This is a genomic window from Nonomuraea sp. NPDC003709 (assembly GCF_040610775.1).
In the GTDB taxonomy this organism is placed as follows: domain Bacteria; phylum Actinomycetota; class Actinomycetes; order Streptosporangiales; family Streptosporangiaceae; genus Nonomuraea; species Nonomuraea angiospora_A.
Window position 1 is genome coordinate 45,393 of the sequence record NZ_JBEXMW010000029.1, and the last position, 24,543, is coordinate 69,935.

The 24,543-nt window shown below is 69.8% G+C and carries 22 protein-coding genes; 6 read left to right on the forward strand and 16 right to left on the reverse strand.

Annotation, left to right across the window (positions count from 1 at the left end; genetic code table 11):
• Positions 1-13: 13 nt before the first annotated feature.
• Positions 14-475: an Hsp20/alpha crystallin family protein gene (locus ABZX61_RS54630; protein ID WP_355208259.1), complete on the reverse strand. Its 462-nt coding sequence runs from the start codon at positions 473-475 to the stop codon at positions 14-16.
• 47 nt (positions 476-522) lie between these two features.
• Positions 523-3,174 carry an AAA family ATPase gene (locus ABZX61_RS54635; RefSeq protein ID WP_355208262.1) on the reverse strand — a complete coding sequence of 884 codons (2,652 nt, stop codon included), beginning with the start codon at positions 3,172-3,174 and terminating at the stop codon, positions 523-525.
• A 171-nt stretch (positions 3,175-3,345) separates the two neighbouring features.
• Between ABZX61_RS54635 and ABZX61_RS54640 the strand changes: the two genes are divergently transcribed.
• The 4 genes from ABZX61_RS54640 (at position 3,346) to ABZX61_RS54655 (ending at position 6,395) form a co-directional block, all read left to right on the forward strand.
• Complete coding sequence (locus tag ABZX61_RS54640; RefSeq protein WP_355208264.1) at positions 3,346-3,774, forward strand: DUF2267 domain-containing protein; 429 nt, start codon at positions 3,346-3,348, stop codon at positions 3,772-3,774.
• A 132-nt stretch (positions 3,775-3,906) separates the two neighbouring features.
• The gene (locus ABZX61_RS54645) at positions 3,907-4,506 is read left to right on the forward strand and encodes a DUF1345 domain-containing protein (RefSeq protein ID WP_355208266.1); all 600 of its coding nucleotides are present in this window, start codon (positions 3,907-3,909) and stop codon (positions 4,504-4,506) included.
• A gap of 39 nt (positions 4,507-4,545) precedes the next feature.
• Complete coding sequence (locus ABZX61_RS54650; RefSeq protein ID WP_355208269.1) at positions 4,546-5,595, forward strand: hypothetical protein; 1,050 nt, start codon at positions 4,546-4,548, stop codon at positions 5,593-5,595.
• A 542-nt stretch (positions 5,596-6,137) separates the two neighbouring features.
• Positions 6,138-6,395, forward strand: coding sequence for a hypothetical protein (locus ABZX61_RS54655; protein ID WP_355208272.1), 258 nt, complete (start codon positions 6,138-6,140; stop codon positions 6,393-6,395).
• A 94-nt stretch (positions 6,396-6,489) separates the two neighbouring features.
• Here ABZX61_RS54655 and ABZX61_RS54660 read toward each other — a convergent pair whose 3' ends face one another.
• From ABZX61_RS54660 to ABZX61_RS54675, 4 genes are read right to left on the reverse strand one after another with little or no spacing between them, the layout of a single operon-like run.
• On the reverse strand, positions 6,490-7,956 hold the full coding sequence (locus ABZX61_RS54660; protein WP_355208275.1) for a hypothetical protein: 1,467 nt from the start codon (positions 7,954-7,956) through the stop codon (positions 6,490-6,492).
• On the reverse strand, positions 7,953-8,828 hold the full coding sequence (locus ABZX61_RS54665; protein ID WP_355208278.1) for an OmpA family protein: 876 nt from the start codon (positions 8,826-8,828) through the stop codon (positions 7,953-7,955). The genes ABZX61_RS54660 and ABZX61_RS54665 overlap by 4 nt, the downstream gene beginning before the upstream one ends.
• 11 nt (positions 8,829-8,839) lie before the next feature.
• Complete coding sequence (locus ABZX61_RS54670) at positions 8,840-11,323, reverse strand: Hsp70 family protein (RefSeq protein ID WP_355208281.1); 2,484 nt, start codon at positions 11,321-11,323, stop codon at positions 8,840-8,842.
• The gene (locus ABZX61_RS54675) at positions 11,320-11,643 is read right to left on the reverse strand and encodes a hypothetical protein (protein ID WP_355208284.1); all 324 of its coding nucleotides are present in this window, start codon (positions 11,641-11,643) and stop codon (positions 11,320-11,322) included. Before ABZX61_RS54675 ends, ABZX61_RS54670 begins: the two co-directional genes overlap by 4 nt.
• Positions 11,644-12,353: 710 nt before the next feature.
• On the opposite strand from ABZX61_RS54675, the gene ABZX61_RS54680 reads away from it, so the two are divergent.
• Positions 12,354-14,198, forward strand: coding sequence for a serine/threonine-protein kinase (locus tag ABZX61_RS54680; RefSeq protein ID WP_355208287.1), 1,845 nt, complete (start codon positions 12,354-12,356; stop codon positions 14,196-14,198).
• Between the two features lie 76 nt (positions 14,199-14,274).
• Entirely contained in the window at positions 14,275-15,036 is a 762-nt protein-coding gene (locus tag ABZX61_RS54685; RefSeq protein WP_355208290.1) for an FHA domain-containing protein, read from the forward strand.
• 973 nt (positions 15,037-16,009) lie between these two features.
• Here ABZX61_RS54685 and ABZX61_RS54690 read toward each other — a convergent pair.
• The 10 genes from ABZX61_RS54690 to selA all read right to left on the reverse strand — a co-directional run bounded on the left by ABZX61_RS54690 (position 16,010) and on the right by selA (position 24,517).
• A complete protein-coding gene (locus tag ABZX61_RS54690) occupies positions 16,010-17,002 on the reverse strand; it encodes an aldo/keto reductase (protein ID WP_355208293.1) in 993 nt (330 codons plus the stop codon).
• 667 nt (positions 17,003-17,669) lie between these two features.
• Positions 17,670-18,128 carry a rhodanese-like domain-containing protein gene (locus ABZX61_RS54695; protein ID WP_319713232.1) on the reverse strand — a complete coding sequence of 153 codons (459 nt, stop codon included), beginning with the start codon at positions 18,126-18,128 and terminating at the stop codon, positions 17,670-17,672.
• 117 nt (positions 18,129-18,245) lie between these two features.
• Positions 18,246-18,614, reverse strand: a complete 369-nt coding sequence (locus ABZX61_RS54700) for a hypothetical protein (protein WP_350738645.1) — start codon at positions 18,612-18,614, stop codon at positions 18,246-18,248.
• A gap of 113 nt (positions 18,615-18,727) precedes the next feature.
• Complete coding sequence (locus ABZX61_RS54705; protein ID WP_350738643.1) at positions 18,728-19,318, reverse strand: hypothetical protein; 591 nt, start codon at positions 19,316-19,318, stop codon at positions 18,728-18,730.
• Between the two features lie 91 nt (positions 19,319-19,409).
• The gene (locus tag ABZX61_RS54710; protein ID WP_350738640.1) at positions 19,410-19,757 is read right to left on the reverse strand and encodes a hypothetical protein; all 348 of its coding nucleotides are present in this window, start codon (positions 19,755-19,757) and stop codon (positions 19,410-19,412) included.
• A complete protein-coding gene (locus ABZX61_RS54715; RefSeq protein ID WP_355208299.1) occupies positions 19,754-20,305 on the reverse strand; it encodes a hypothetical protein in 552 nt (183 codons plus the stop codon). Before ABZX61_RS54715 ends, ABZX61_RS54710 begins: the two co-directional genes overlap by 4 nt.
• On the reverse strand, positions 20,302-20,832 hold the full coding sequence (locus ABZX61_RS54720) for a MauE/DoxX family redox-associated membrane protein (protein WP_355208302.1): 531 nt from the start codon (positions 20,830-20,832) through the stop codon (positions 20,302-20,304). The genes ABZX61_RS54715 and ABZX61_RS54720 overlap by 4 nt, the downstream gene beginning before the upstream one ends.
• Positions 20,832-21,266: a hypothetical protein gene (locus ABZX61_RS54725; RefSeq protein ID WP_355208305.1), complete on the reverse strand. Its 435-nt coding sequence runs from the start codon at positions 21,264-21,266 to the stop codon at positions 20,832-20,834. Before ABZX61_RS54725 ends, ABZX61_RS54720 begins: the two co-directional genes overlap by 1 nt.
• 222 nt (positions 21,267-21,488) lie before the next feature.
• Positions 21,489-23,264, reverse strand: a complete 1,776-nt coding sequence (selB, locus tag ABZX61_RS54730; RefSeq protein ID WP_355208308.1) for a selenocysteine-specific translation elongation factor — start codon at positions 23,262-23,264, stop codon at positions 21,489-21,491.
• Complete coding sequence (selA, locus tag ABZX61_RS54735; RefSeq protein ID WP_350738626.1) at positions 23,255-24,517, reverse strand: L-seryl-tRNA(Sec) selenium transferase; 1,263 nt, start codon at positions 24,515-24,517, stop codon at positions 23,255-23,257. The genes selB and selA overlap by 10 nt, the downstream gene beginning before the upstream one ends.
• Between the last annotated feature and the right edge of the window lie 26 nt (positions 24,518-24,543).

Here is a 24,543-nt window from a genome sequence, read left to right on the forward strand (position 1 = left end):
TCCTCTCCCCGCCTCAGGCGGAAACCTCGATGTGCTTGGGCTTGGCGGCCTGCGCCTTGGGCACGGTGATGGTCAGCACACCGTCGGACAGGTGAGCCTCCACGCGGTCGGCGTCGACGTCTCCCGGGAGCGTCGTGCGCAGCTCGAACTGGCCGGTCCTGCGCATCTTGCGGTGCCGGCGCTGACGCTCCTGCTCGTCGACCTGCCCGGTGACGATCAGCTCGCGCTCGGACAACTGAACGTCGATCTGGTCCTTGCGCGCTCCGGGGACATCGATCTCCACGACGTAGGAGTCTTCAGTCTCCGACACGTCCGCCATGGGCACCCAAGCCCCCATGCCGCCATCGCCGGGAAGAGCGCCCAGAGCCTCGCCCAGAGCCGCGTTCATGAGCTGTCCGAGCCTGTCGTAGGTGTCTTCGATCTCGCGGGCGGGGAACATCTCGCCGCCCCTGCGACGTACTGTGAGCAGTGCCATCTGGACCTCCTGGAGGGGCTCCTGAATAGGCCGAAAAATGTAACAACCTACATTTCCGAACCTGGCCCAGGCGTCTCGCGGGCACATCCCCCAGCCGAGTAGTCATCGCCGCGACTCCGTGCGACCCGTGCGCCGCGGCCGCCGCCGGGCGAGGCGTCCCTCGACTGCTCCGTCGCGAGCCGCGCGAGCTCGACCCGGGATCTGATGCTCAGCTTGCGGAAGACGTGCCTCAGGTGGAACGCGACCGTGTGCACACTGATGAACATCTGTTCGGCTATCTGCGGGTTGGTCCATCCGTCCGCCGCAAGCAACGAGATGGCGTGCTCGGTCTCTGTCAGGCTGTCCCAGCCGGAGACCGGGCGTTCGGCGTAGCTCCAGTGGCGGTGGCGTACCCCCATTCCGCGCAGTCTCTGGCGGATGCGCGCGGAGTCCCGCAGGGCGCCGATGTCGTGATACAGGCCCAAGGCGCGGTCCAGGCTCTCGGCCGCCGCCACGCGCTGCCCGGCGGCGGAGAGCAGCATGCCGAGATCCTCCTCGGCGGAGGCCCGCGCCCACACGTCCTCGGTCCGCCCGGCGGCCAGGGCCAGCTCGTCGCGATCCCCGTCGAGCAGGCCCCTGGCATGCGCCGCGGCGGCGGCAAGCGTGGGAAACTCATGGTTGGCCCGGCCGAGGGCCTCGGCGGCGGCCACCACGTGCTCGGCCGCCGCCCGGTCGCCGGCGGCCAGGGCGACCCGGACCATCCAGGGGCCGGCGGCGGGCTCCATGCTGAGCAGCAGCGGGCGGGGCAGCTCTGCGAGCAGGGGCATGGCGCTGCGCGGCCCGTCTCGTGCCTCCGCGAGCTGCGCGGACAGCAAGGCGTGCCGGAAGCGAGCCTCGGCCGTGCCCCCGGGCTGTTCCGCGACGTGATGCGCCACCCCCTGCAGGTCGCCGCGCCGCAGCGCGACTGCGGCGAGCACGGCGCGGGCCGCCGCAGCCGACAGCGGCGTGATGAGCGCACCGGCCAGGTCCAGGGCCCTGTTCGCCTGGGTGACCGCGTCATCGAAACGGCCCGCGAGCAGCTCCAGGCGGGCCTCCAGCGCCGAGGCGTCCGCCGCCCAGGCCAGATGACCGTGGCCGAACATGTCCTTGCGTGCCTGGCGGAGCATCGTCCGTGCCTCGTCCAGCCGGTGGATGTCGACGAGCACGGCGACGGTGGCCAGGCAGGCCTCGTAGCGGCGGTCCTCGGGCGCGTCGGCGGCGGCCAGCCGTCCGGCGCTCTCCGCCAGGGCCAGCGCGGCCGTGAGCCTGCCCTCGTGCCGCTCGGCGGTGGCCAGGGCGACCAGCGCGGCGGTCCTGGCCGCGGGACCGTATCGATCCGTTCCGTCGATGACCTCCTGCGCGAACGACCGCGAGCCGGCGTCCTCCCGCAGGCGCACCGTGGCGTACAGATGCACGAGGGTCGCCCGCTCGCGTACGTGGCGGGGGAGGCCCGGCACCGCCAGCACCGTCTCGGCCTCGCGGATCGCCTCCTCACCCCGGCCCGTCAGGTACATGGTGTCCGCGAGCAGGCAGCGCAGTTCGGCCACCCCGTACACGGAGCCGTGCTCGGCGAGGCGGCCACGCACCATCTGCTCGGCCTCGTCCAGCCGGCCACTGGCGACCGCCGCGTCTATGTCGGAGGAGGCCGGGCCGGTGAGCAGGCCGGCCGACCCCGGCCGCTCAGAGCCCATGAGAACGCCGGACTGGTCGAGCAGGGTCTGCCGCACCGATGCGGGGATGCCCGCGGCGACGACGCCCCCGACGAGTTCGTGACGGAAGGTGAGGCCGTGCTCGGTCACGAGGAGGATGCCCGCGGCCGTGGCCTCCTCCGTCACCGGGAGCAGCGCGGCGGGCGTGGTGTCCAGCAGCGACGCGGCGTGCTCCAGCGACAACGAACGGCCCAGCACTGCGATCGTCTCCATCAGGCTCCTGGCCTCCGCGCTCAGCGTGCCGATCCAGCGCCGCACCACCATCCGCAGCCGGTCGGGCACGCGGGCCCGCGCCGCGTCCCCCAGCAGCCCTTCCTCGCGCAGCCCCGCGAACAGCTCGGTGATCAGCAGCGGATTGCCTCCGGCGGCCGCCGCCAGCGCCCGCGTCGCCGGGTCCGGCGACCGCCCGAGCGTGTCCTGCGTCAGCGCCGCGACCGCGTCCGGTGACAGCGGCGCGAGCGTCACCCTGTCGGCCCCCTCCCGCTCCAGGATGTCGAACAGCGACACGGCCTGGCCCCCGTCCGGCACTGTCGAGCGGCTCATCATCCAGCCGATGGGCCAGTTGGCCAGCCGGTCGTGCAGGCAGTGCAACGTCCTCAGCGTCACCGGGTCCGCCCGTTGCAGGTCGTCGAGCGCGGCCAGCACCGGTGATGTGGCCAGCTGCTCGAACCCTGCCCGCAGCCGCTCCAGGACCGGCGGACCGAAACGGGCGGCGGCGTCGCCCGATTCCGGCTCAGAGCGCAGATCGAGGGCCTCCAGCAACATGCCGCACGGGGCGACCTCGCCCAGCTCCTCCACCCTGCCGTGGACGACCCCGATGCCGCGTTCGGACGCCTCGGCGACGGCTTCGGCCAGCAGCCGGCTCTTCCCCGACCCCGGCTCGCCGTCCACCAGCAGCGTCCCGCCCCCACCTCGCCGCAGGCCCCGCAGCAGGCCATCGACGTGACGCCACTCCCGATCGCGTCCCCGCATGCTGTCCCCCCATGGGCCGCCTGCCACGACGGGGAACGGTGAATCCCAAGCCCGCCAAGATCTTTCACACCCGCGGGGGACCACTACCCGGCTGGGGGATGTGACCTCCCGTCCGCCGCGCTGAGCCTTGAGCCGAGGCCTGCCCGAGGATGTAAGGAAGGGGTGAAGGAGATGGCGGAGACCGGTTATGCGCCGTTCAACCGTACGGTCGACAAAACGAACCGCGTGCTGCGAGAGATCGAGGAGGCGCACGGCTGGACTCCCGAGCACCGCAACCAGTCCTACGCCGCCCTGCGCGCCGTGCTGCACGCCCTGCGCGACCGGCTGACCGTGGACGAGAGCGCCCACCTCGCTGCCCAGTTGCCGCTGCTGATCCGCGGGGTCTACTACGACGGCTGGCGGCCGAGCACCGTGCCGGTCAAGGCCGATCGCGAGGAGTTCCTCCACCGCGTCTGCGGCGAACTGGCCTTCGACCTCCAGGAGAGCGAGGAGGACCTGGTCAAGAAGGTTTTGCAAGCGCTCAGGAAGCACATTACCGATGGCGAGTGGGAGGACGTGAAGTCCACCATGCCGAAGGATTTGGCCTCGATCCTGCCCTGATCGCCGGCCTGAACTCCGATTGGCGACTACATCGGCCGGGGTACCTTGGCTGCGGGGGCTCGTTGGGATGTTGGAGCGGTGAGGTCTGGGTCCAGGGGACGCGAGGGGAAGCGCGTCATGTCGGTGAGGCGCGTGCTGACGTCTCTGGGGGCCGGGGTCGTCATGGCGGCCGGTGCCTGGCGGCTGGGGGTCCCGGAGTTGTCGCCGCTGCTCGGCTGGGGTGTGGCCGCGACGGTGGGCCTGGTCTGGGTGTGGCTGATCAGCTGGCCCAAGGATCACCATGACACCAAGCGGTTGGCCAAGGAGGAGGGCGACGCTCGCTCCACCGACACCGGCGTGCTGATCGGCGCGGTGGCCAGCCTGGGGGCGGTCGCGCTCGCCCTGGTCCGCACCGCCAGTCACACCCCGCTGACGACGGCCCTGGTCATCCTGAGCATGGTGACGGTCGTCGTGTCGTGGGGCCTGGTGAACACGGTGTTCGCCTTCAAGTACGCCAGGCTCTACTACGTGGACGAGGACGGCGGCATCGACTTCGGGCAGGAGGATCCGCCGGCGTACAGCGACTTCGCCTACCTCGCGTTCACGATCGGCGTGACCTTCGGCGTCACCGACAACCGTGTGGTCAGCACGCATATCCGCAAGGTAGCCCTCGCGCACGCCCTGCTGTCCTACTTCTTCAGCACCGGCATCCTGGCCGTGGCCATCAATCTCGTCACCGGCCTGGGCCAGTAACTCCTGGTCAGGGCGATCCGCTCGGGGTAGGGCCTGGACATGCGTATCGCCCTGGTCGCCGATCCTGACCTGCCCACCGAGCTGGCTGTGAGGGTGGCGCGCGACCTACCCGGCCGGTTGCGGGAGCGGCTCGGCCCGGGCTTCGACTGGCAGGTGCGCGCGTACACCGCTCCCCTGGCGGCGGAAGAGCAGGTCGACATCTCAGCCATGCTCACCGCTGTCCGCCCGCACCTGCCCGAGTCCGGCTGGGACGTCGGGATATTCCTCACCGACCTCCCTCGCCGGCTGGGCCTGGACGCGGTGAGCGCGGAGGTCAGCACCGGCGACCGCGTCGCCCTGCTGTCGTTGCCCGCCCTCGGCACCTTTCACCTGGTCGGTCGGACCTTGGAGGCCGTGGTTAACGTCGTCGGCCTGCTAGTCCTCCCGCCCACCGGCCGTGACCGCCTCCCCGCGATCGGCCGTAGGGTGGAAGGAGACACCGAGCCCGGCCGGGTCGTCCCCGATCGCTACGGCATGCCCGGCCTGCGCGGGCGGGTGCGCCTGCTCGCCGGCATGGTGCGGGCCAACCGCCCATGGCGGCTGTTCACCTCGTTGTCACGGGCGCTGGCGGGCGTGTTCGCCACCGCCGCGTTCGGCGTGATCAACGACACCGCCTGGCAGCTCTCCATCGCGCTGGACACCTGGCGGCAGTCGCTGATCATGGTGCTGTCCATCCTCGCTCTCGCCGCATGGATCATCGTCGACCACGAGTTGTGGGAGCGTCCCGGCGGCAGGGTGCCCAAGGCCCGTGCCCACCTCTACAACACCGTCACCCTGATCACCATCACACTGGGCGTGCTCTGCCTTTACGCGGTGCTGTTCGTGGTTCTCACCGGGGTCGGCGCGCTTGTGCTGGTCCCCGCCCCGCTCTCGGAGACGCTGAACCATCGATGGGGCGTCACCGACTACCTGGCGCTGGCCTGGTTCCTGACCTCCAGCGCGATGGTGGGCGGCGCCTTCGGCTCCGGGCTCGAGGACGACGGGACCGTTCGCAAAGCGGCCTACGGCCAGCGTCAGCGCGACCGGCTCGCAGAACAACAGAACGTCTGACCACTCGGCCGAAGTCGCCGCCTGGGCCGGAGCGGGCGCATGGGTGTCCCGTGCCAAAACTCGCTCGTAGTGTACGCCCGCCACAACTACGCCACCCGCCTCGGCGCCTCCCCCACCCAACGCGCCACGTCTTCCCCCGCTTCGGCCACCTTCCCCTCGACCAAGTCACTCGCCGCGTGCTGCGCGAATGGGTGGAATGGATGCTCACCAAACCCTCCGCCGGTAACCAACACCAGCGCCGCTCCGGACTATCCGATGAACAAGTCGCACGAGCGAACAACATCCCGGTGAAGAAGACCGGCCGTATCTCCCCGCACGTGCTGCGGCCGGTGGCGAGAAGCAGGCTCGCCTCATCTTCCAGGCAGCCCTGCAGCAAGGCGAGGACGGCGAGCCTCCCCTGCTGACTTCCTCGCCCTGCACCGGCTTCGTCTGCCGACCGCACCGGCAACTACTCCAGCCGTCCTCTACGGTCCCGAGGTGGGCATCCATCTCACAGCCGTCCACGACATCGACCCGACACCGCGCTGTTCATCGTCACTGAAATGGCCACCGGCCTGCGTCGGGGTGAAATCGCCGGCCTCCACGTCTCCCACTTCGACCCCGCAGGCTGCCAAGTCCACATCGTCCAGACCTACGCCTACCTGCTCGACGAGACCACCGGCCGCCGCAGATGGCAGCTCAAGCCCTATCCTCAACGCCGTCCAACCCGTTATCACCGCAGCGACCGTGCTGTTCGACATGCCAAAGCTCTGATCGGTCCCGATCAACGCTCCTCGGATGAAACTCCGCAGAATTCGTGAACCTGTCGGCAGCCACCCGGCGCAGTTCGGCGACCCCGCCGCGCGGGCGTGTCCAGGTCAACGGCTCTGTCCCGTAGGTAACCGGCATGGTTGGCTAGCGTCCGGCCTCCGACGGACGGTCACCGGGCCGCCAACCCTTGGCGTACAGCTCCTTGACCGGCCCGAACTCGGTGAGGTCGCGGCGCGAACCCGCGATCAGCCAGCTCGCCACGAAGATTCCGACCGCGATCAGGACGGTGCTTAGGGCGATCGCGTCCATCAAGAACGCGACGACCGTAACCGCGGCCAAGGGTCCGATCAGCACGGACCCGGCGATTCTCCAGCCGCGCTTCCTCCTGCACCGGCGGCAGCGCGGCACGTGGACCGTAACCGTCCGCCAGGTTATCCGAGTCTGGTAGTGCGCGGTCTCACGGTTGACGTCACCGTGCATAGGCAGTTTCAGCGCACACGCCTTGTCGGCGTCCTGTCCGCAGAAGAAGCAGGAGGCATAGGAGAGGTTGTCGCGAATGATGTCGACGTTCTCCTGCACGCGGTCACGGACCGATTCCGTGTTCGCCAGGGCGAGGGCAGGCTGGAGAAGGTCCAGAGATCGCTGATACCCCTTGGCCGTGTTGACGTAGGCCACGACGCAGCCGAGAACTGTCAGGGCCATGTCGTCACCGGCGTCCCGCACCACCCGGTGATCGTCGGGCAGCACGCCGGCCACCACTCTGAGAAGGGGCTTGGCCTCATCGAGGAGCCGCTCGGCCAGCTCGTCCCCACGTCCAGGGGCCGCTCTGACGGCCTGCCCCGCGTTCTCGCACAGCATCTTGATCCTGGACTTCTCGTGCTCCACCGCGCCGTGCAGGGCCTCGTCGACCAGCTCGGACGCGAATCCGGACGCACGCATGCCGCTGATGTGCCCGTGTGAGTCCTTGAGCTGCCCGTCCCGTGCGGCTGCGACCGCCAGTTGGGCGTTGATTGCCAGCAGGGCAGCAGGCAGATCCTCGCGTATCCGGCGGACCGTGCCCGCGGTCAGCCGCGGATCGTCGAGCTCCTTGGCCCGTGCCCGCATCAGGTCCCAGAAGGAGTCGTCGGCAATCACCTCGGCCCAGCACTTGTAAGCCCGCTTCCACAGCCGTATGGCGTCGGCGTCCAGCCTGTCCGCGTCAAGCGCCCAAACGTGTGACAACACCGCGATGTTGTGCACCGCGATGGCCTTGGCGGGCCGCTTCGTCGTGCGCTCCCACACGCGGAGCGCGTCGTACGGCTCGCCCTTGAGCAGGGCGGCCATGGCGGCGTCGATCTCGCCGTTGGCCATCGGCCACAGCCAGAACAGCTCGTCCACCAGCCGGGACACCGGATCCCTGAGCCGCTGTGCGGCCCGTTGCCGCGCGTCCTCGTCAGGGGGTTGCGCGGGCGGCAGTATCCCCTCGCTCGCGCCGGACCTGCCGAGGCTCTCCATGAGGCGCAGTTTCTCTGTGTGCCTCCGGATGTCGCGTGTCGTCGCGCGCACCGGGAGCCCCGTGATCCGGAAGGCGTTCTCCCGATACAGGTCCGGCCGCAGCCCCACCAGCTTCATCCGGCGGCTCCGGAGATCCGCAGGGTGACCGTACGATTCCGAGCGTCGTCGCGGTACGGCGGCATGACCCCGCCCAGGGACGACAGCGCGAACCTGGTCGTGGGGATCCGCGACGTGGTGCGGAGGATCTCGCGAACGTAGGTGGCCCTGGCCAGGCCGAGGTCGGTGTTGCTGACGTACTCGCCGCCCGGCAGGAGCGCGTCGTGGTCCGTGTGGCCGACGACGGCCACGTCTATCTCGTTGGCGTACGGGCGCAGGCGCCTGCCCAGGCCGTCGAGCACGGCCTGACCGCGGCGAGTCAGCTCGGTGCCCTGGCTGAACAGGGCCTCTTTGAAGACGATGGAGATCTCCCCCGGCGACCGCCTCACCCGGATTCCCGGCACATCGAGTCTCATGCGGGCGAGCACGTCGGGCTTCTCCGGCGGCGAGATCGTCACGACTGTCGGTGGGGCGGCGACCTCCTGGCCCGTCGGCAGGGCCGCGGGCTGCCGGGACATCCGCAGCCCGGCGGTCTCCAGGCGGATATCGACGAGCAGGACGAGCACCGCACCTGTGACCAGCACCGCGCACGTGGCGAGCAGGCCCTTGCCGAGCCCGCGCCGCCGGGCGGCGGGCCGCATGGCCGCGATCCGCCGCCGCCCGGCGGCGATCTCCGCCCCGCCTGGGGCCAGCCGCTCCGCCTCGGCCCAGCACTGGTCCGCCCGGTCGAGATCGCCCTGCTGGGCGTGGATGCGAGCCAGCAGGTCCAGCACGGGCACGCTGGGCTCCTCCTGGAGACCTTCCAGCAGCTCCACGGCCTCGCCGTGGCGACCGCTCCGTGCTAGGGTCCTGGCCTGGGCCAGGACCAGCTCGCGGGTGATGGAAAGGGACATGGTCACCTGCTTCATGACCCGCGTACGACGGTGCTGGACAGATCGAGCGGTGGCGGCGCGGGCAGCATGCTCTCCAGTTCGCGGTTCACGTCGCGTACCGTCCTCATGTCGCCCCGCTCCATCGCCTTCCTGCCCGTGTCGATGAGCTGGGCGGCCTCGTGCCTGTCACGCATGTCAGGCAGCAGGCTCCGGAGATGGTCGAACCGGATGCGGGGGAGCTCGTCCGTTCTCTCCAGCACTTCCGCCGCCAGTCCGTACAGGTCGTCGACACGTCTCCTGAGCAGGTCGGCGTCATGAGCGTTGATCGCCTCCCGCATCGCGGACTCGAACGTGGTCAGGGTCCGCTGGTCGTTCATGTCGCCCATGCTCAGCACGATGTCCCGGACGCCGGCCATCGTGTCCTTGGCCTCCTGGACCAGCTTGGGCCACTCCACCATCTCCTCAACGTCGTCGATGGCAACCTGGAGATCGAGCAGACGCTTGCCGCACTCCGTGGCGGCGTTCGGATCGGCGCGGGCCGCATCGACAAGCCGGTCGAGGTCCTTGGCGGTCCCTTCCGCGTCGATCCTGGCGAGCAGGGTCTCGGCCCTGGCGTCGCCGAGGTCGCCGGCCTCCGTGCGCAGCTCGTGCAGCCGGTGCTTCTCCGCGTGCACCTTCCTGTTCAGCTCGTCGTGCGTGGGAGTCGTCTCGGTACGCAGGTTGACGACGTGCTCGAACTCCTCGTCAAGGAGCGGGATGTAGGCACGGGCGACGACCAGCCGGGATTCGTCGACCACCACGGAGAACTCCACCTCGCTGCCCGCCGGCACGTCACGGGTGACCTGGCCAGGATCGATCTGCAACCGGCCGACCCGCCGGTTGCGGTCGGCGCGCGAATGCTCGCCCTCCACGATCGGGATGCGGATGTAGCCCTCGAGACGGCTCCGGCTGAGCGCGATCGTGGTGCGCAGCGTGTGCCTGCGCCGCGCCGGGAGCGGCGTCCCCCTCGGGAGCAGCCAGGCCACGCCTTGGTCCTCCAGCCATACGCCGATCGCGTTGGTGAGCGTGGGTTGGGAGTCGACGGCTCCGACAGTGTAGGTCAGCCGGTCGGGGGTCACCTTGCGCCGGGTTCCCGAGCCGTCGGTGAGCTCGACGCGGAACGTGTTGGCCCGCCCGCGCTCGGCCCACAGTGTGGTGGTGAACGTCCCGTCGGCGTCCAGCGCGATCTTGCCGCTCCGCCACTCCGGCCGGGCCTCCGGGTTGACCAGCTCGATCGCGAACCCCGCTGTGTCCGCCCCCGACACCCGGCCTCCGATGAGCGGCTCGGTGTCCGCCCCTACCGGCTGGTAGGCCAGATCCACTACGTACTCACCGGCGGGCGGGACGGACAGCGGCTCCACGGCGTCCAGGCGTTGGGTTCCGGCGAAGATGGCGGCGCCCGTGGCCACGGCCGTGATGGGGTCCTTGCTGTGGTCGAGCGGGATCCCGAGCCCCTCCCGGGGGTCGGCAAGCCGTTCCCGGAGGTACGGCGACAGTGTGGGGCCGCCCACCAGCAGGACCTTCTCGATGTCGGCCGCGCCGAGCCCGCGCTCCTCCAGGGCCTTCTTGCAGAGGTTCACCGAGCGCACGATGAGCGGCTCGGTGAGCCGCTCCAGCTCCGCCCGCCCCAGGTCGTAGAAGAAGTCGATATCGTCGCCACGGTCGTCCTTCAGCAAGAGGGAGATCGACGCGGAATCGCTCCGCGACAGCTCGATCTTGGCCTCTTCCGCGGCCCGCTTGAGCTGGCTGATGGTCGCGAGTGAGCTCGGGTTGCCCCGGCTGAGATCGGCGAACCGGTGCTCCCTCGTCAGGGCCGGGACGAACAGCTCCTCGACGATCTTCCAGTCGATCAGCTTCCCGCCGAGGGTGTTGTCACCCCGGTGGTTGACGACGGTGAACTCGCCGTCCCTGATATTGACCACGGCCGCGTCGAACGTCCCGCCTCCCAGGTCGTACACCAGCCAGAAGGCGTTGTCAGCCGTGCTCTGGAACCCGTACGCCAGCGCGGCCGCGGTGGGCTCCTGCAGCAGCGGCGCGTGCTCCAGCCCGGCGAGCTTGGCGGCCTGCTTGGTCGCCTCGCAAGCGCTCAACTGGAAGGCCGCCGGCACCGTGATGACCGCCGCCCGCAGATCATCGCCGGTCCGCTGCGCTACGTCGCCCTTCAGTGACTTCAGCACTTCAGCGGACATCTCCTCCGGCGTCATCGACCGGCCGCCGTCGGCGAAGACCTTGGGCTGGTCTGTCATGCCCATCCTGGCCTTGAACTCGATGCAGGTGTTCTCGTGATCCAACTCGCTGCGCTTCTTGGCGACGTCGCCGACGTGGAGCCGTTCCGCTCGGTCGATCCAGATGGCGGAAGGAGTGATCTCTGATTGGCGGTTGTTCTTGACCACCTCGACATCGACGCCGTTCAGCACGGCGATCGAGCTGTTGGTGGTACCGAGGTCGATCCCGTAGCCGATCGTGGTCCTGGTCACGGGGTGGCTTCCTTCGCGACGGGGCCGGGGGTTCCCACGATCACCTCTCCTCGCTGAATCACATGATCGTTCAGGTAAATGCTCGGCCGGATGGTCTCCACCACCCGGTCACGGTCGAGTCCGAGCGCGGGCTGGTAGGACAGCACCTCGAGCGCGAGCCCCGGGTCGAACGGATCGTTCAAGTGCTCCTGGATCTTGATGCCGGCCTGGGTGAAGGTATCCCAGGCCATCTCCAGGTAGCGGGTCACGGCCCGCGTCTCCCCCGGGAGCCGCCGCACCCGGCGATCGAGCCGCCAGATACTCGTCACCACCTCGGCCACCGAGCGCCCTGGGAGAGTGTCGTCCGGAGTCTCCGTGGGCCGGTCCCTCACGAGACGCTCGAACGCCACCAGGGCATCCTCAGGCCAGGCCGCAGCGTGGATGCGGAATTCCTTCGAGTGACGTAGCTGCCGTACCTGCGCCCTTATGGAACTCAGCAGTCCCACGTCCGCACGTCCCTTCCCGCTTGATCGCCGCTGTTCGACGCAAGGTAGCGCCACACCTTCGGGACCGGTCCCGTCTTGTGTCTGACCCCTCGACCATGGACGTCCGTAAGTTCGGAGCGCGCGGTGTTCCGTACGGCCGGTGAGGGGGAATCGCGGTGCTGTAGCGCGTCAAATCTCGCGCGCATGGTTGAGCTGGGGTTTCTCCGACCGCACGTGACGCTCGCCATAGATCGGCATGCGGTCGGTGCACTCGACTCCCACCGTCCGGACCCAGCGCTCGGCATCCGCGGCGGCGTCTTCACCGCCGTGATGTCAGGGCCTCAGTGGCCTTGGTGATGACCTGCAGGGGCACGTTGGCTTCGCCGAGGTGGGTGGCGGCGCTGTGGCGCAGCTGGTGCGGGTCGAGGCCGGCGTAGCAGTCTGGGCTGTACGGGGCTGACTTCGGGTGACATAGGCCGTCAAAATGGGCGACCAAGACGCTGTGTATTTCCCCGCTCACCCAGTAAATTCGAGGTTCCCGTTGATCGGCGAGGGGAGAACGGACGGTGCGCCAGGGCGGGACGGTCGGCGGGCGCTACCGCCAGGAGACCTGCCTTGTCAGCAGCCGCGCCACAGAGGTCTGGGTGGCCCGCGACCTGCTGCTCAACCGGGATGTCGTGCTCAAACGCATGCTCGTGGACAACGCCGGCTTCAGCCGTTTCCAGGCCGAGGCCCGCGCCCTGGCCGCCTTCAACCACCCGCACGTGGTCACCCTGTACGACGCCGTGCAGGACGAGGGCGAGGCGGCATCGTGGATGGTGATGGAGCACGTGCCCGGCGGAAGCCTCGACGAACACCCGCCCATGCCGCCGCAGCAGGCGGCTCGGCTCGGCGCGCAGATCGCCGGCGCGCTGGCCGCCCTGCACGGCAAGGGCATCGTGCACCTGGACGTGAAGCCAGGCAACATCATCCTTACCGACGACGGGGTGACCAAGCTGGCCGACTTCGGCGCCGCGTACCGGGTCGGCGGCAGGGAGACGATCACGCCCAACGGCGCCATCAGCTACACCGTCGACTACGCCTCGCCCGAGGTGGTCCTGGGGCGGCCGGAGCCGACCTCGGATGTGTTCTCCCTCGGCGCCACCCTGTATGCGCTGGTCGCCGGGCGGCCGCCGCGGCCGGGGGCGGACGAGGAGGAGTCCGACACGTACGTCACTGCGTGGGAGGCCGCGCGTGGCGCCGTCCATATGACGGCCGACGTCGGGCCGCTGGAGGGCCTGCTGGCAGACATGCTGCAGCGTGACCCCGTGGAGCGGCCGAGCGCCGCTGAGGTCCAGCGGCGGCTGGAGAAGATCGCGGGATCCGCGGCGGCCCGTCCCCGGCGGTGGCCGTTCATCGTGGCGGGCGCGGCGTTGGTCGTTGTCGTCGCCGCTTACGCGGTGTACCACACGGTGAGCCGGCCGCCGGGCGAAAGGAACCCAGACGCGCTCACAGCAAGCTCGGCCAGTTCGGCCAGGCCCTCAGCCGGCCCGGCAGGGCACCCGGCCGGCACGGTCGCTCCATCGGTCAGCCCATCGGCTTCCCTGATCGGTGACCCGCGCACCGCCGACCCGTGCGCCCTGACCGACCCCACCGCGCTCAGCCGGTTCGGCAGGACGGAGCTCGACGTCGACTACGGCAACTTCGACCGGTGCGACGTCATCGTCCTCCCGCCCGCCAAGGGCGTCGTCGACGTCAAGGTGCTGCTCGACCGCGACCCGCCACCCGAGCGGGCCCGGCCGGCCAGGACCGTGGGCCCGATCGAGATCGTCCACGACCCCGCCGAGAGCACGGTGTGCTCACGCACGCTCTTGCTGCCCGGCGTCCATGACACCGTCGTGAAGATCTTCGCGGACATGGTGGAGGACGGCGAAGCCGACCTGTGCGCCATCGCCGACGCCGCCACCACCACGGCGGCCCAGGTGCTCGCCGGCGGCCCGATCAAACGCCGCTCCCCGCCACCGCCCGCCGGCTCCCTGGCCCAGAAGGACGCCTGCGCGCTGCTGCGCGGCGACGCACACATCGACGCCGCCAACCTCGATCCCGGGTTCGGTGGGTGGCAGTGCTCCTGGGACAGCACCACCGACGACACGTCGGTGTATCTGCAGTTCGACCGCGAACTCCTGCGAAACACCGAGGACGACGGGACGCCCACCCGCGTCAACGGCTACCGGGCCTTCGTCACGCCGAAGGGCGAGGGCGGCGGGACCTGCCTGCTCCAGGTGGTCTACCGGTCGTACACTGACCAGCGCGGCGAGACCGCCGTGGAGAAGGTGCGGATCGTGGTCGACGGCTCGCTCCCCACGGACCGGCTGTGCCGGATGGCCACCGACCTCGCTCGCTCCGCCGCTGCCCAGCTCCGCGGATCGTGATCTCTGGGACCGGTCCGGACGAACCCTGAGACCCTGCTTGTGCGCACATCCGACCAGCGCCGATGGAGGCGAAACGATGAGTGGCAGCCTCGCGCACGGCGTGGGCTCGGCCCTGCCCGGCACGCTGCACGCCCGTACGATCATGGGCGGTATCAGGGTACGACCTACCCCCGGTCGCAACGTGCGCTTCGGCCGCGCCGAACGCCCCGACGTCGACCTGAGCGTCGGCGTGGACGACCAGTCGGTGAGCCGCCTGCACGCCGAGGTGACCTACCGGGACGAACGGTGGTGGCTGCGTAACGTGGGCTGGCAGCTCCTGCGCCTGCCGCGCGGCCGGCTGGTGCATTCCTCGACCGACCCCATCCCGCTGGCCGACGGCTACACCCCGCTGTTCATCAGGGGCTCCGGCTACCGGCAGCACCTGGTGGAGCTCTACGTCACCGGCGAGGACGGCGAGCCCCAGACGAACCGGCACCGGGCCGAGACCATCCCGCCGAGGATCTGGGATCTGAGCAACGCGGAACGCCTGCTCCTGGTGGTCCTGGGTGAGCACTATCTGCTGTACGAGGAGTCGCCCCGGCCGTTGACGTACAAGCAGGCCGCGGAGCGGCTGGCCTACCTCCGCCCGGAGGAGGGCTGGCGGGCACGCACCATCGAGAACAGGATCGAGATCGTCCGCCACCGCCTCGACGCCGGCGGCTTCCCGTACCCGCTGCTCCACGACAAGGACGCCGGCCGGCCGTACGACAACCAGCTCCTGCACAACCTCCTCAGGGGCCTGGTGGAGTCGACGACCCTGGTTCCGCCGGACCTGAACCTCCTGGAATCCGACCTATGACTCTGCGCCTGCCGAAACCCACATCCATGCTCGTCAAGCAGGCTCTGCATCACTTTCGAAGCGCGTCATCCTGCGACACTGAGCGGCACCAAGCGAACCGACTCATAATCCGTGGGTCGTGGGTTCAAGTCCCACCCGCCCTACTCTTCAATACCGCGTTCGACCTGGGGTTCCTCGGTTCTCGCCGGCCTCGGATCGCGTTGTTGATCACGGTTGGTTGCTCGGTGGTTGCTCATTGGCGCGGGTTGCGCGATGCGGTAGATCGTTTAGTCCGCCAACGTCACGCCAGACCCGCGTGACGATCAAGCGAAGATCAAGTCAGAACGCCTCGAGGGCCCGCCCAACCAAGCCGTAGTTGGCGTGTGGTCAAAGATCGGTTTCTGCGCTTGCTTCGTCCGCGCTCCCCTCGTGACCGAGCAGACTTTCAGTCCGCTGGTTGCTCGCCCCGCAAGACGAGGCAGGCCCGCGACATGAGCCGCGGGCCCGCCTGGCTGCCGAGTGGCGTCAGGTACGGGCCGGCAAGGTGATCAGGCGAGCCTGCCGAGCGTTTGGGTTTCTTGCACGATCTTCAGGTCGACCCCGGCCGCCGGCATCAGTGAAGCGGCCCTGTGCCGGAGGTCGTGTAGCAGGCCCGCTTCGTAGGCCAGGAGGTAGAACTGGTCGCTGACGTGCTGGGGTGCAACGGCCGTCCGACCTCGTCAGTGAACACGAATCCGCTGACCACCCACGTTTCTCCAGCGGCCAGGCGCTCGGACGCTTGGGCTTTGCGGTGGACACGCAAGGCGGCGACGGTGTCGGCGTCCAGCGCGATGGTGCGATCGCCGGCCTCGGTCTTGGGCTTGCCCTGAATCGTCTCCCAGCCCAGTTGGGTGATCTGCCAATGCACTCCGAGGTGAGCCGTGGCGCACAGGGCCAGAGGCGGATGGCGACATCGGGGTACAGCACCGCCGCTCTACTTCCCCTCAAGTCGTGTTTAGTACTCGGCGTCGAGTTTCGCGCGTTGGTCCGCCGTCAACTCCAGGTCCACCGCGGCCATGCTCTCCTCCAACTGCTCGACCGACGAAGCGCCGACCAGCGGGATCATCGGAATCTCGCCACCCATGAGCCAGGCGAGCACCACCTGGTTGACGGTCGCTCCGGTCTCCTGTGCCACTTCCCGCAGTGCCGCCAGCCGCCGGGGCGTGCCGGGGTGGTCGAACGCGGTGTCGAGCGGCTTGTCCTCACGTACGTAGCCACCGCCCAGCAGGGGCGAGTAGGCGACCAGCGTGAGCCCAGGCTCGGCTCTCAGATAGCTGAGCAGGTTCCCCTCGACCACGCCGAAGTTTCCGTCCTTGGACCGCAGCGTCGGCAGATCGGTGCGCGGACGCAGGTAGGAGTGGTGATACTGCAGGACCTCATAACCGGGCAGACTTGCCGCGGTCGCCAAGTTCCGGGCCCGCTCGAGCCGCCAGGCCCAGTGGTTGCTCGCCCCGAGAAGACCCACAGCGCCTCCCTGAACCAGATCCGCGAAAGCCTCGACGGTCTCCTCCAGCGGCACCGCAGAACCTTCGAGGTACGCGTGCGCGTACAGCAGGTCCAGCTTGTCCACGCCGAGCCGTTCCCTGCTTCGCTCCGAAGACTCCCGGATCACCTGGGCGGACAAGCCTTCAAGGTCGTGGCTGAGGCCGGTCGCCGGAGCGTTGGGCCGCCCTCCGAGCTTGGTGGCGATGACGATCTCATCGGTGACGTTGCGGCTACGCCGCCAGCGGCCGAGCAGCGCTTCGCTCTCGCCCCCCTGCGTGCCATTGACCCAGTAGGCGTAATTGTTGGCGGTGTCGATGAAATTGCCGCCGGCCTCGACGAAGCGGTCGAGAATGGCGAACGACGTCGGCTCGTCGATGGCAGTGCCGAACAGCATCGCCCCCAGGCTCAGCACACTGACATCACGGCGGGTCTTCGGATCGCTGCCGATCGTGCGGTACTTCATGCGACATCCTCTCCTGCTGCCCATCCACGTCGGGCCTCGGGCGGAATTATTCGTCCTAGAGTCGACTCGAGGTCAACCGGAGGCCAGATGGTCACTCCGGCGTGCCGACGCTGCGACAAACTCAAAGATGTCAGTGGCCGGTCTCGTCGGCGTATGTTCAAGCCGGCGATTCGCTCTGGATCGGTGATCGGATCCGGGACGGTACGCAGCGGGGCCGCCTGGGCCAAGGCTTGATGGGCGCGGTGCCGGTTGTAGAACCGTTCGTACTCGCGCAGGGCGTGCCGCAGGTGGCGTTTCGTTCCACAGCAGGCAGCGGTCGAGAAGCTCACGGCGACACGATTGCACCCACCGCTCCATGACCGCGTTCATCCGCGGCATCCGGATACCGGTGAGCACGGTCTGGATGCCGGCCCCGGCGAGGATCTCCTCCATCCGAGTGGGGAACTTCCCATCCCGGTCACGGATCAGATACACAGGTTGAATTCGTAGAGTCGGTCATGGGTTTGCCGAGGTGTCGAGGGTGAGCCCGGTCTGGGCCAGGCACCCGGTGAGCGGATGGGGCCGGTACTGGATCTTCTTCAGCTTGCGTTTGACGACGCGTTCGTCGGCGGTTTCCGCGCCGCGGTCTCCCGGGCGCGCCCGTGATCCACGTGCGGGGCGTTGGCGATCACCTACCCGCGTGCTCGGCGGATGTCAGCCTCGCGTCGATGCCGGGTTCGCCCGGACCTCGCGGCCGGGCAGGGGCGGCGAGCCGGCTGACCTGGAGCCCGGCGGCGGTCCACGCCTGGAAGCCGCCGATCACGTCGGTGGCGTTCGCCAGCCCGATCTGCCTGAGGGACGAGGCGGCGAGGCTGGAGGAGTATCCCTCGTCGCACAGGATGATCCAGCGGATGTCCGCCGAAATGGCCTCGGGGATCCGGGCGTCGCAGCGCGGATCGAGCCGCCACTCCAGATGGTTGCGTTCGATCACGATGGCGCCGGGCACCTCGCCGCCGCTGCGGCGCTGGAATTCCGGCCGGGTGTCCACGATGAGGCCTGTGCCACGGCTCGCCGCGGCGCAGGCCTCGGCAGGAGATAGGCGGCGCAGCCCGGTACGCGCCCGAGCCAGTAGCGTGTCGATGCTCACGAGACTCCAGGGGTGGGATCTGGGCGGAGACGGTCGCCATCCGCGTGTTGGACGGCATCAGCGAGGACCTCAGGCACGAGGGCGTCACCCTCGTTCCCCGAGAGCCCTCGAGGGATGTCAGATCTTGACGATGATCTCCGCGCGGCCCTTCTCCGAGGTGGCCGTGATCTTCCAGCAGCCGCGTGAGGGGAAGCGGACGCCCATCGGCAGCGGCCCCGGCAGTCCCTCCGACGTGGGGCTGAGCGTGGCCTCTCCCTTGGCGCTCGTCCCGACCGCCGTGACCGTCACGGACGGCGGCTTGTCGCTGGATGTCCATAGCGGGCGTTTGGCGTAGAACCCGTTGCCGGCCGGTTCCACAGAAGCGCCCCAGGTGGCGTCGTCCGGCGCGATGAACCAGATATCGGATTCGCCCACGGCCCGTTCGATGCCGTCGTCCAGGAGCTCCCGCGGAACCTCCTTCGCCGCGCGGATGGTGTCGTCACACACCGCCGGTGCCTCTCTTTCGGCGTCGGGCCGGGCCGCGGCACCGCACCCGCCGCCGCACAGAACGGCGACGGCCACGGATGCCGCGACTCGGATGATCGACCGGAAACTTCGTGTCACCATGTCCAGGCCGTCCACAGGGGCAGGGCCAGCATGACGACGATTCCGAGCATCTGCGCACCTCGAACGTTGGTCCACATGCGCTGGCTGCGCATGAGCCCCGTGCTGGTCGGGTCGCCGAGGCTGACGGAAAGGATCAGCGGTATCGCGAAGGCCAGGCCGTAGACCGCGCCCAGCCATGGAGGCGCCGCTCCCGTCAGGGCCGCTAGCAGCAGGACCCACGACGTGAACGAGACCCGGTAGGTCGTACCGATGATGCCCGTGTCCCCGCCCCACAGCAACGGTGTCACCCACCAGGTGTCCGTCGTGTGCGCCAGTTCCTTGGCCGTCTGACGACGCAGGCCCAAGGACATGCGTCCCCGCGCGGCCGCGACGATGTCGACCACCAGCCCGGCCACACTCGCGACGCCCAGGATGACGGTGACCGCGAAGGTGGAAAGCACACCGGAGACCAGCTGACCCAACTGCGACAGGACGAACACCGTCAGAGTCGCGGTCGAGACATGCGCGGCGGTGAGGATGAGGATGAACGACCGGGCTCGTTGCCGGCCGAGTTCAGAATCCCCTTGCACGAAGGGGCGGATCACTCCGATGAATGACTGGCCTCAAGGACTGTACAGCTGGGCGAAGCCCGCCACAGCCGCGAGGGAGAGAACCCAGTAGGTCAGCATGCCGGGGTCAGTAGTACCAGATGGAGCAGTAGTACGAGCCGGACCAGCACGAGGAGGACGTGGTGCACTCGCCGCAGTACACCGTGCGGTTGCTGCCGTCCTTGCAGGTCCAGTAGGTGCGCTTGTATCCGGACGGGCAGTACCAGCGGGGCCGGTCCACCGGGTACGGGCACCACCGGCTCGTCGCCAGCGCGCAGCACGGCGAGCCGAGCGGGTCGGCCTTGGCCTCCTTCGGCTGGAGGAGGGTGGCCAGCCCGGCGATGATGGCGCCCGCGGCCGTGTAGATTCCGGCGCGGCGTAGCGGGTCCTTGAGCGTGCGGATGGTCTCCGGCTCGGCGTTCTGCATGGTGGTCATGCCACTCCTGCTTGTCTCTCAGGGACGGTGACGATTTCTGGCGCGGCCAGGAGCGCTTCTAGTTGCCGGAACGACGGGATGGTCTGGGCGGACACGGCCCTCCCGTCCTGGAACACGACGGCCGAGGGCGCCACCGTGATGTCGAGCGCGGTGGCGATCTTAGCTTCCTCGTCGACGATGACCCTGTCGGCGGGCATCCTCGCCGCGACCAGCCAGGTCTCGGCGTCCTCGTGCGAACGTGCTTCGATGACGAGCCGCACGCCGTGCGGCACCTCGCCGCGGAGCCGTTTGGCGATGGTCTGGCAGGTGGAGCACATCGTTGACAGGATCAGCACGATCAGGCGCTCGTGCCCGTCGAACTCGGCCGGCAGCCCGGCCGCGGACGGCGGCGTCGCCAGTCCCTCGGGAAGGGCGATCGCCTCGGGGGTGTCGTTCAGCCCCAGTTCGGAGCGCACCACTTCGAGTGTGCGGTACTGGTCGACCAGCGCCAGGACGCAGATCAACACGACGATGGTGAGAATGCACACGGCTATGGTGAGTGCGATCACGAGATGTCCTTGTTCATGACTGCCTGGGTGAACACGTGGTTCTCCCGGGCGAGGGGGAGGACTCGCAGCCCGGCCAGGACGGCGAGGCCCAGTGCCAGGGCTGCCAGAGTCCACAATCCCTGCTCGGCGCGCAGCCCGCTCTGGTCCACCAGCACCAGCACGGCCAGGGCGCCCCACAGGGGCAGGTACGCGATCTGCCTGACGCCCAGCGGCCGCGAAGAACGGCCCAGGCAGGCGCACCCGATGTTCTTGCCGCCGAGCAGCGCGATGGCGCCCGCGCCCGCGAAGGAAAGCCCGAGAACGCCCACCATGAAAGCGGTGAGCATGGGCCATGGCATTGCTGCCAGCATCATCGCGGTCGCGATTTCCAGTAACGGCACGGCGTACGCCAGTACACCTTTCCCGGGAACCGCAAGAGCGGCCAGGGTAAGGCGGAAGTCGCGTGGTTCGGCGAGTTTTCGGGTTCCGGCGTAGAGGAGGAGGGTGGCCGCGGCGAACCGGACCAGGAGGGAGAGAAGTTCCGGCATCAGTCGGTGCTGGGCGATCTGACGTCGAGCACCTGAGCGTCCGGCAGTGTCGTGCCCATGAGCGCGACGAGGACGGAGCTCTGTCCCGCGGCGCTGAGCTGCTGTGAGGGGGCGGCCTTGACGCCGTTGAGGCTCACGACGCCCTTGCTGTCGCGGCTCGGCGTACCCGTGGTCCATGCGCACAGGGGCAGGGCCACGAGCCCCAGCTCGGAGACCCGGTCGGTGACGGTGACGAGGTCCCCGACGCGCGGCAGCACGCCCTCGGGAAACCCGGTGTAGGAGACGCTCTTGAAGGTACGGCCGTCGCGCTCGGCCACGGCGGTAACCGTGCCGGACGCGATTTCGGTCACTCTGGCGGTCTCTTCGACCGTCGTGGCCGACGCGAGCGCCTCGCTCGCCAGAGCCCCGGCGGCCACTGTGGAGACCGTCGCCACGGTGCCGGTTCTGAGAAGGTTTCGTCTGGACAGGAAACGTCGCTGCTCACCTGACATAAGGCCTCCGCCGTAAACGAAACATCACCGGGCATTTCACGGGATATCCGGAAATTTGGGTACGCCGCCCGGCGCGCGAATTCAGTGTGAGCCGCCTTGATCATGGCTGTCAATATGGTGTCCAAAAAGTCTGACAGCCGACCGAAAGCCCCGTTCCCGGCGCCCTCAGCGCGGGCCGTCGTCCGTACGTGCCGGAGGCTTCGCCGAGCCGTGACGGGCCTGAAAGATCCGCAGGTCGTCGCTGATGCGCCGGGTGACGCCTCGCGCGTCGAGGTGTTCGAGGAGGGCGAGGGCGACGCGGCGGCTGGTCGCCAGGACGAGCCGCGCATCCCTGACGGTGAACGGCGAGGCGAGCCGCGCCAGCGTGTCGGCGGCCCGGTCCAGCGCATCGGGCAGGAGCACGACGTTCTTCCCGACCGAGGTCAGCGTGCCGAAGCGGATCGCCGCCGCCAGCGCCTTGCCGGTGAGGCCGAGCTCGGCGAGCCGCTCGGGTGTCGGGGCGTCGAACGGATGCTCGCCGAGGTGGGCGGTCAGTTCGGTCACCGCCTTGACGACGGGCGCGGGCAAGGTGCCGCCGGCCGACACCACGCGGCCCGACCGGAGCGCCAGCGGCGGCGCGACCAGCGCTTCCGCGAGCTTGCGGTCCGGCAGTCCGAGCACCTGCGCGGCGGCCTCCAGCGTGATCCCCGGATCGAGCGGGGGCCGGCGCGCGACGTGGTCGGCGAGGCGGCGCCGCAGGGCCGACCAGTGCTCGGGGTCGGCGAACCAGTCACCGGTCACGGGCTCGCCGATCGGCGGGCAGCCCATCGCGGCCAGCTCGGCCCCCGACAGCACGCCATGCCAGCGCAACAGGGCGACGAAGTCGGGCAGGCCGGCCTCGCCGAGCTCGGCGGCCCGCGCGGCGGCGGCCCCCCGGCGCCGCAGCGGAGCCGGGCGCACGTCCAGCACGTGCACGCCGGCGATGATCTCGCGCAGTCCCGGTTCGCGGAGCAAGGCGCGATCGCCCGTCCTGAGCGGCAGGGCCCGGTCGAACGTGAGCCGGGCCGTGCCGGCCCCCAGCGCCCGGACGTGGACGGGCACGGCCGCCGATCCGACATGCAGGGTGGCCGCACCGCGCCGGCCCGCGTCCGGCGCCAGCCGGACGTCGGCGACCTGAGTCCGCAGCCAGGCGTCAGGCGTTACCAGCGCCATGCCGCGGGACAGGTCCGCACGGTCGACGCCGCGGAGGTTCACGGCGACCCGCGCGGTCGCGTGGACCACGTCCGTTTCCTGGTTGAGCGTCTGCAGCCCGCGGACTCTGACCCGGTGGCCGTCGACGTCCAGTTCGTCGCCGGTGCGGAGAGTCCCCTGAGCGAGCGTCCCGGTGACGACGGTCCCCGCGCCCTTGATGGTGAACACCCGGTCGATCCACAGCCGGACCGCTCCCTCGATGTCCGGGCCGGGAAGCCCGGCGACGAGCTCGGCCAGGGCTCTCTCCAGTTCGGGAAGGCCCGCGCCGGTCAGCCCGCTCACTGTCACGATCTCGGCCCCCGCCAGCCCGGTGCCGTCGAGGTGCTCCCGTGCCTGCCGTACCGCGGGCGTGGGGTCGGCCAGGTCGCAGCGGGTGACGACGACGAGGCCGTGCCGCACGCCCAGGGCGTCGAGCGCGGCCAGGTGCTCGGCGGACTGAGCCTGCCAGCCGCCGTCGGCGGCGACGACGAACATCACCGCCGGGACCGGCCCCACCCCGGCCAGCATGTTGGTGACGAACCGCTCATGCCCCGGTACATCGACGAACGCGATCCGCTCACCCCCGGGCAGCGTCCTCCAGGCGAACCCGAGGTCGATCGTCATGCCGCGGCGCCGTTCCTCCGCCCAGCGGTCGGGCTCCATCCCTGTCAGCGCCCTGACCAGCGTCGACTTCCCATGGTCGATGTGGCCGGCGGTGGCGATCACATGCACGCGCGCTCCACGGCCGCGGCGATGATCTCGTCCTGGCCGGGGTCGACCGTGCGCAGGTCGAGGATCAGCCGCCCGCCGGTGACCCGGCCCACCACAGGGGGGTGGCCGGTGCGCAGCCGCACGGCGAGTTTCCCGTCCACGGCGATGCCCGCGCTGGGCAGTTCCACTCCCGGAGCGCCACCACCGCCGACCCTGGCGACGGTCTCGACCGCTTCCGCGCGGTCGCCCAGGCGCGCGGCCAGCCGCCGCGCGCGCTCGGCGAGCTCTTCGGCGGGTACGTGCAGCGCGACCTGCACCGGCGGGCGCGGGCCGCGCAGCGTGGCCTCCAGCGCGGCGAGGGTGAGCTTGTCCACCCGCAGCGCCCGGGCGAGGGGGTGGCGGCGCAGCCGGTCCACCAGTGCCGCGTCGCCCAGCAGCAGACCCGCCTGCGGGCCGCCCAGCAGCTTGTCGCCGCTGGCGGTGACCAGCGCGGCTCCCGCGCGCAGGGTGCCGGCGGCGTCCGGCTCGCCGGGCAGCAGCGGCTCTGCTCGCAGGAGCCCCGAGCCGATGTCGGCGACCACCGGCGGGCCTGCCGTGGCCAGCTCCGCGACGGACACCTCCGAGGTGAAGCCCTCGATGCGGAAGTTGGACGGGTGCACCTTGAGGATGAAGCCGGTCTCCGGACCGCAGGCGTCCAGATAGTCCCGCAGGGACGTCCGGTTGGTGGCGCCGACCTCGCGTAACCTGGCGCCGGTCGACTGGAGGAGCTCGGGGATGCGGAAGCCGTCGCCGATCTCCACCAGCTCGCCGCGGCTGATGACGATCTCCTTGCCCTGGGCCAGGGCGGTCGCGGTCAGCACGAGCGCCGCCGCGTTGTTGTTGACCACATGGACCGCCGCCGCCTCCGGGACCGCCGCCGCCAGCGCCGCCAGCGCCGTACGGCCCCGTCGCGCCCGCCCGCCCTCGGCCAGGTCGAACTCCACGTCCGCGTAGTCGGCGGCGGCCCCGATCGCCGCCACCGCGGCACGGGACAACGGCGCCCGGCCCAGGTTGGTGTGCACGATCACGCCGGTGGCGTTGATGACGGAGCCGATGCCACTGGCCGTCGCCGGCAGCAGCGTCAGCACCGCGTCAACCGCCTCGTCCGGCTTGAGGACGCTCTCGCGAACACGCTGCTGCGCCGTCCGCACAGCGGCCTTGACCAGGTCGCGACCGAGTGCCTCCTGGGCGGCGACCAGCCGCGGGTCGGACAGCATGCTGTCGGTTCGCGGCACGCGACTGCGTAGATCCACTGACGGCT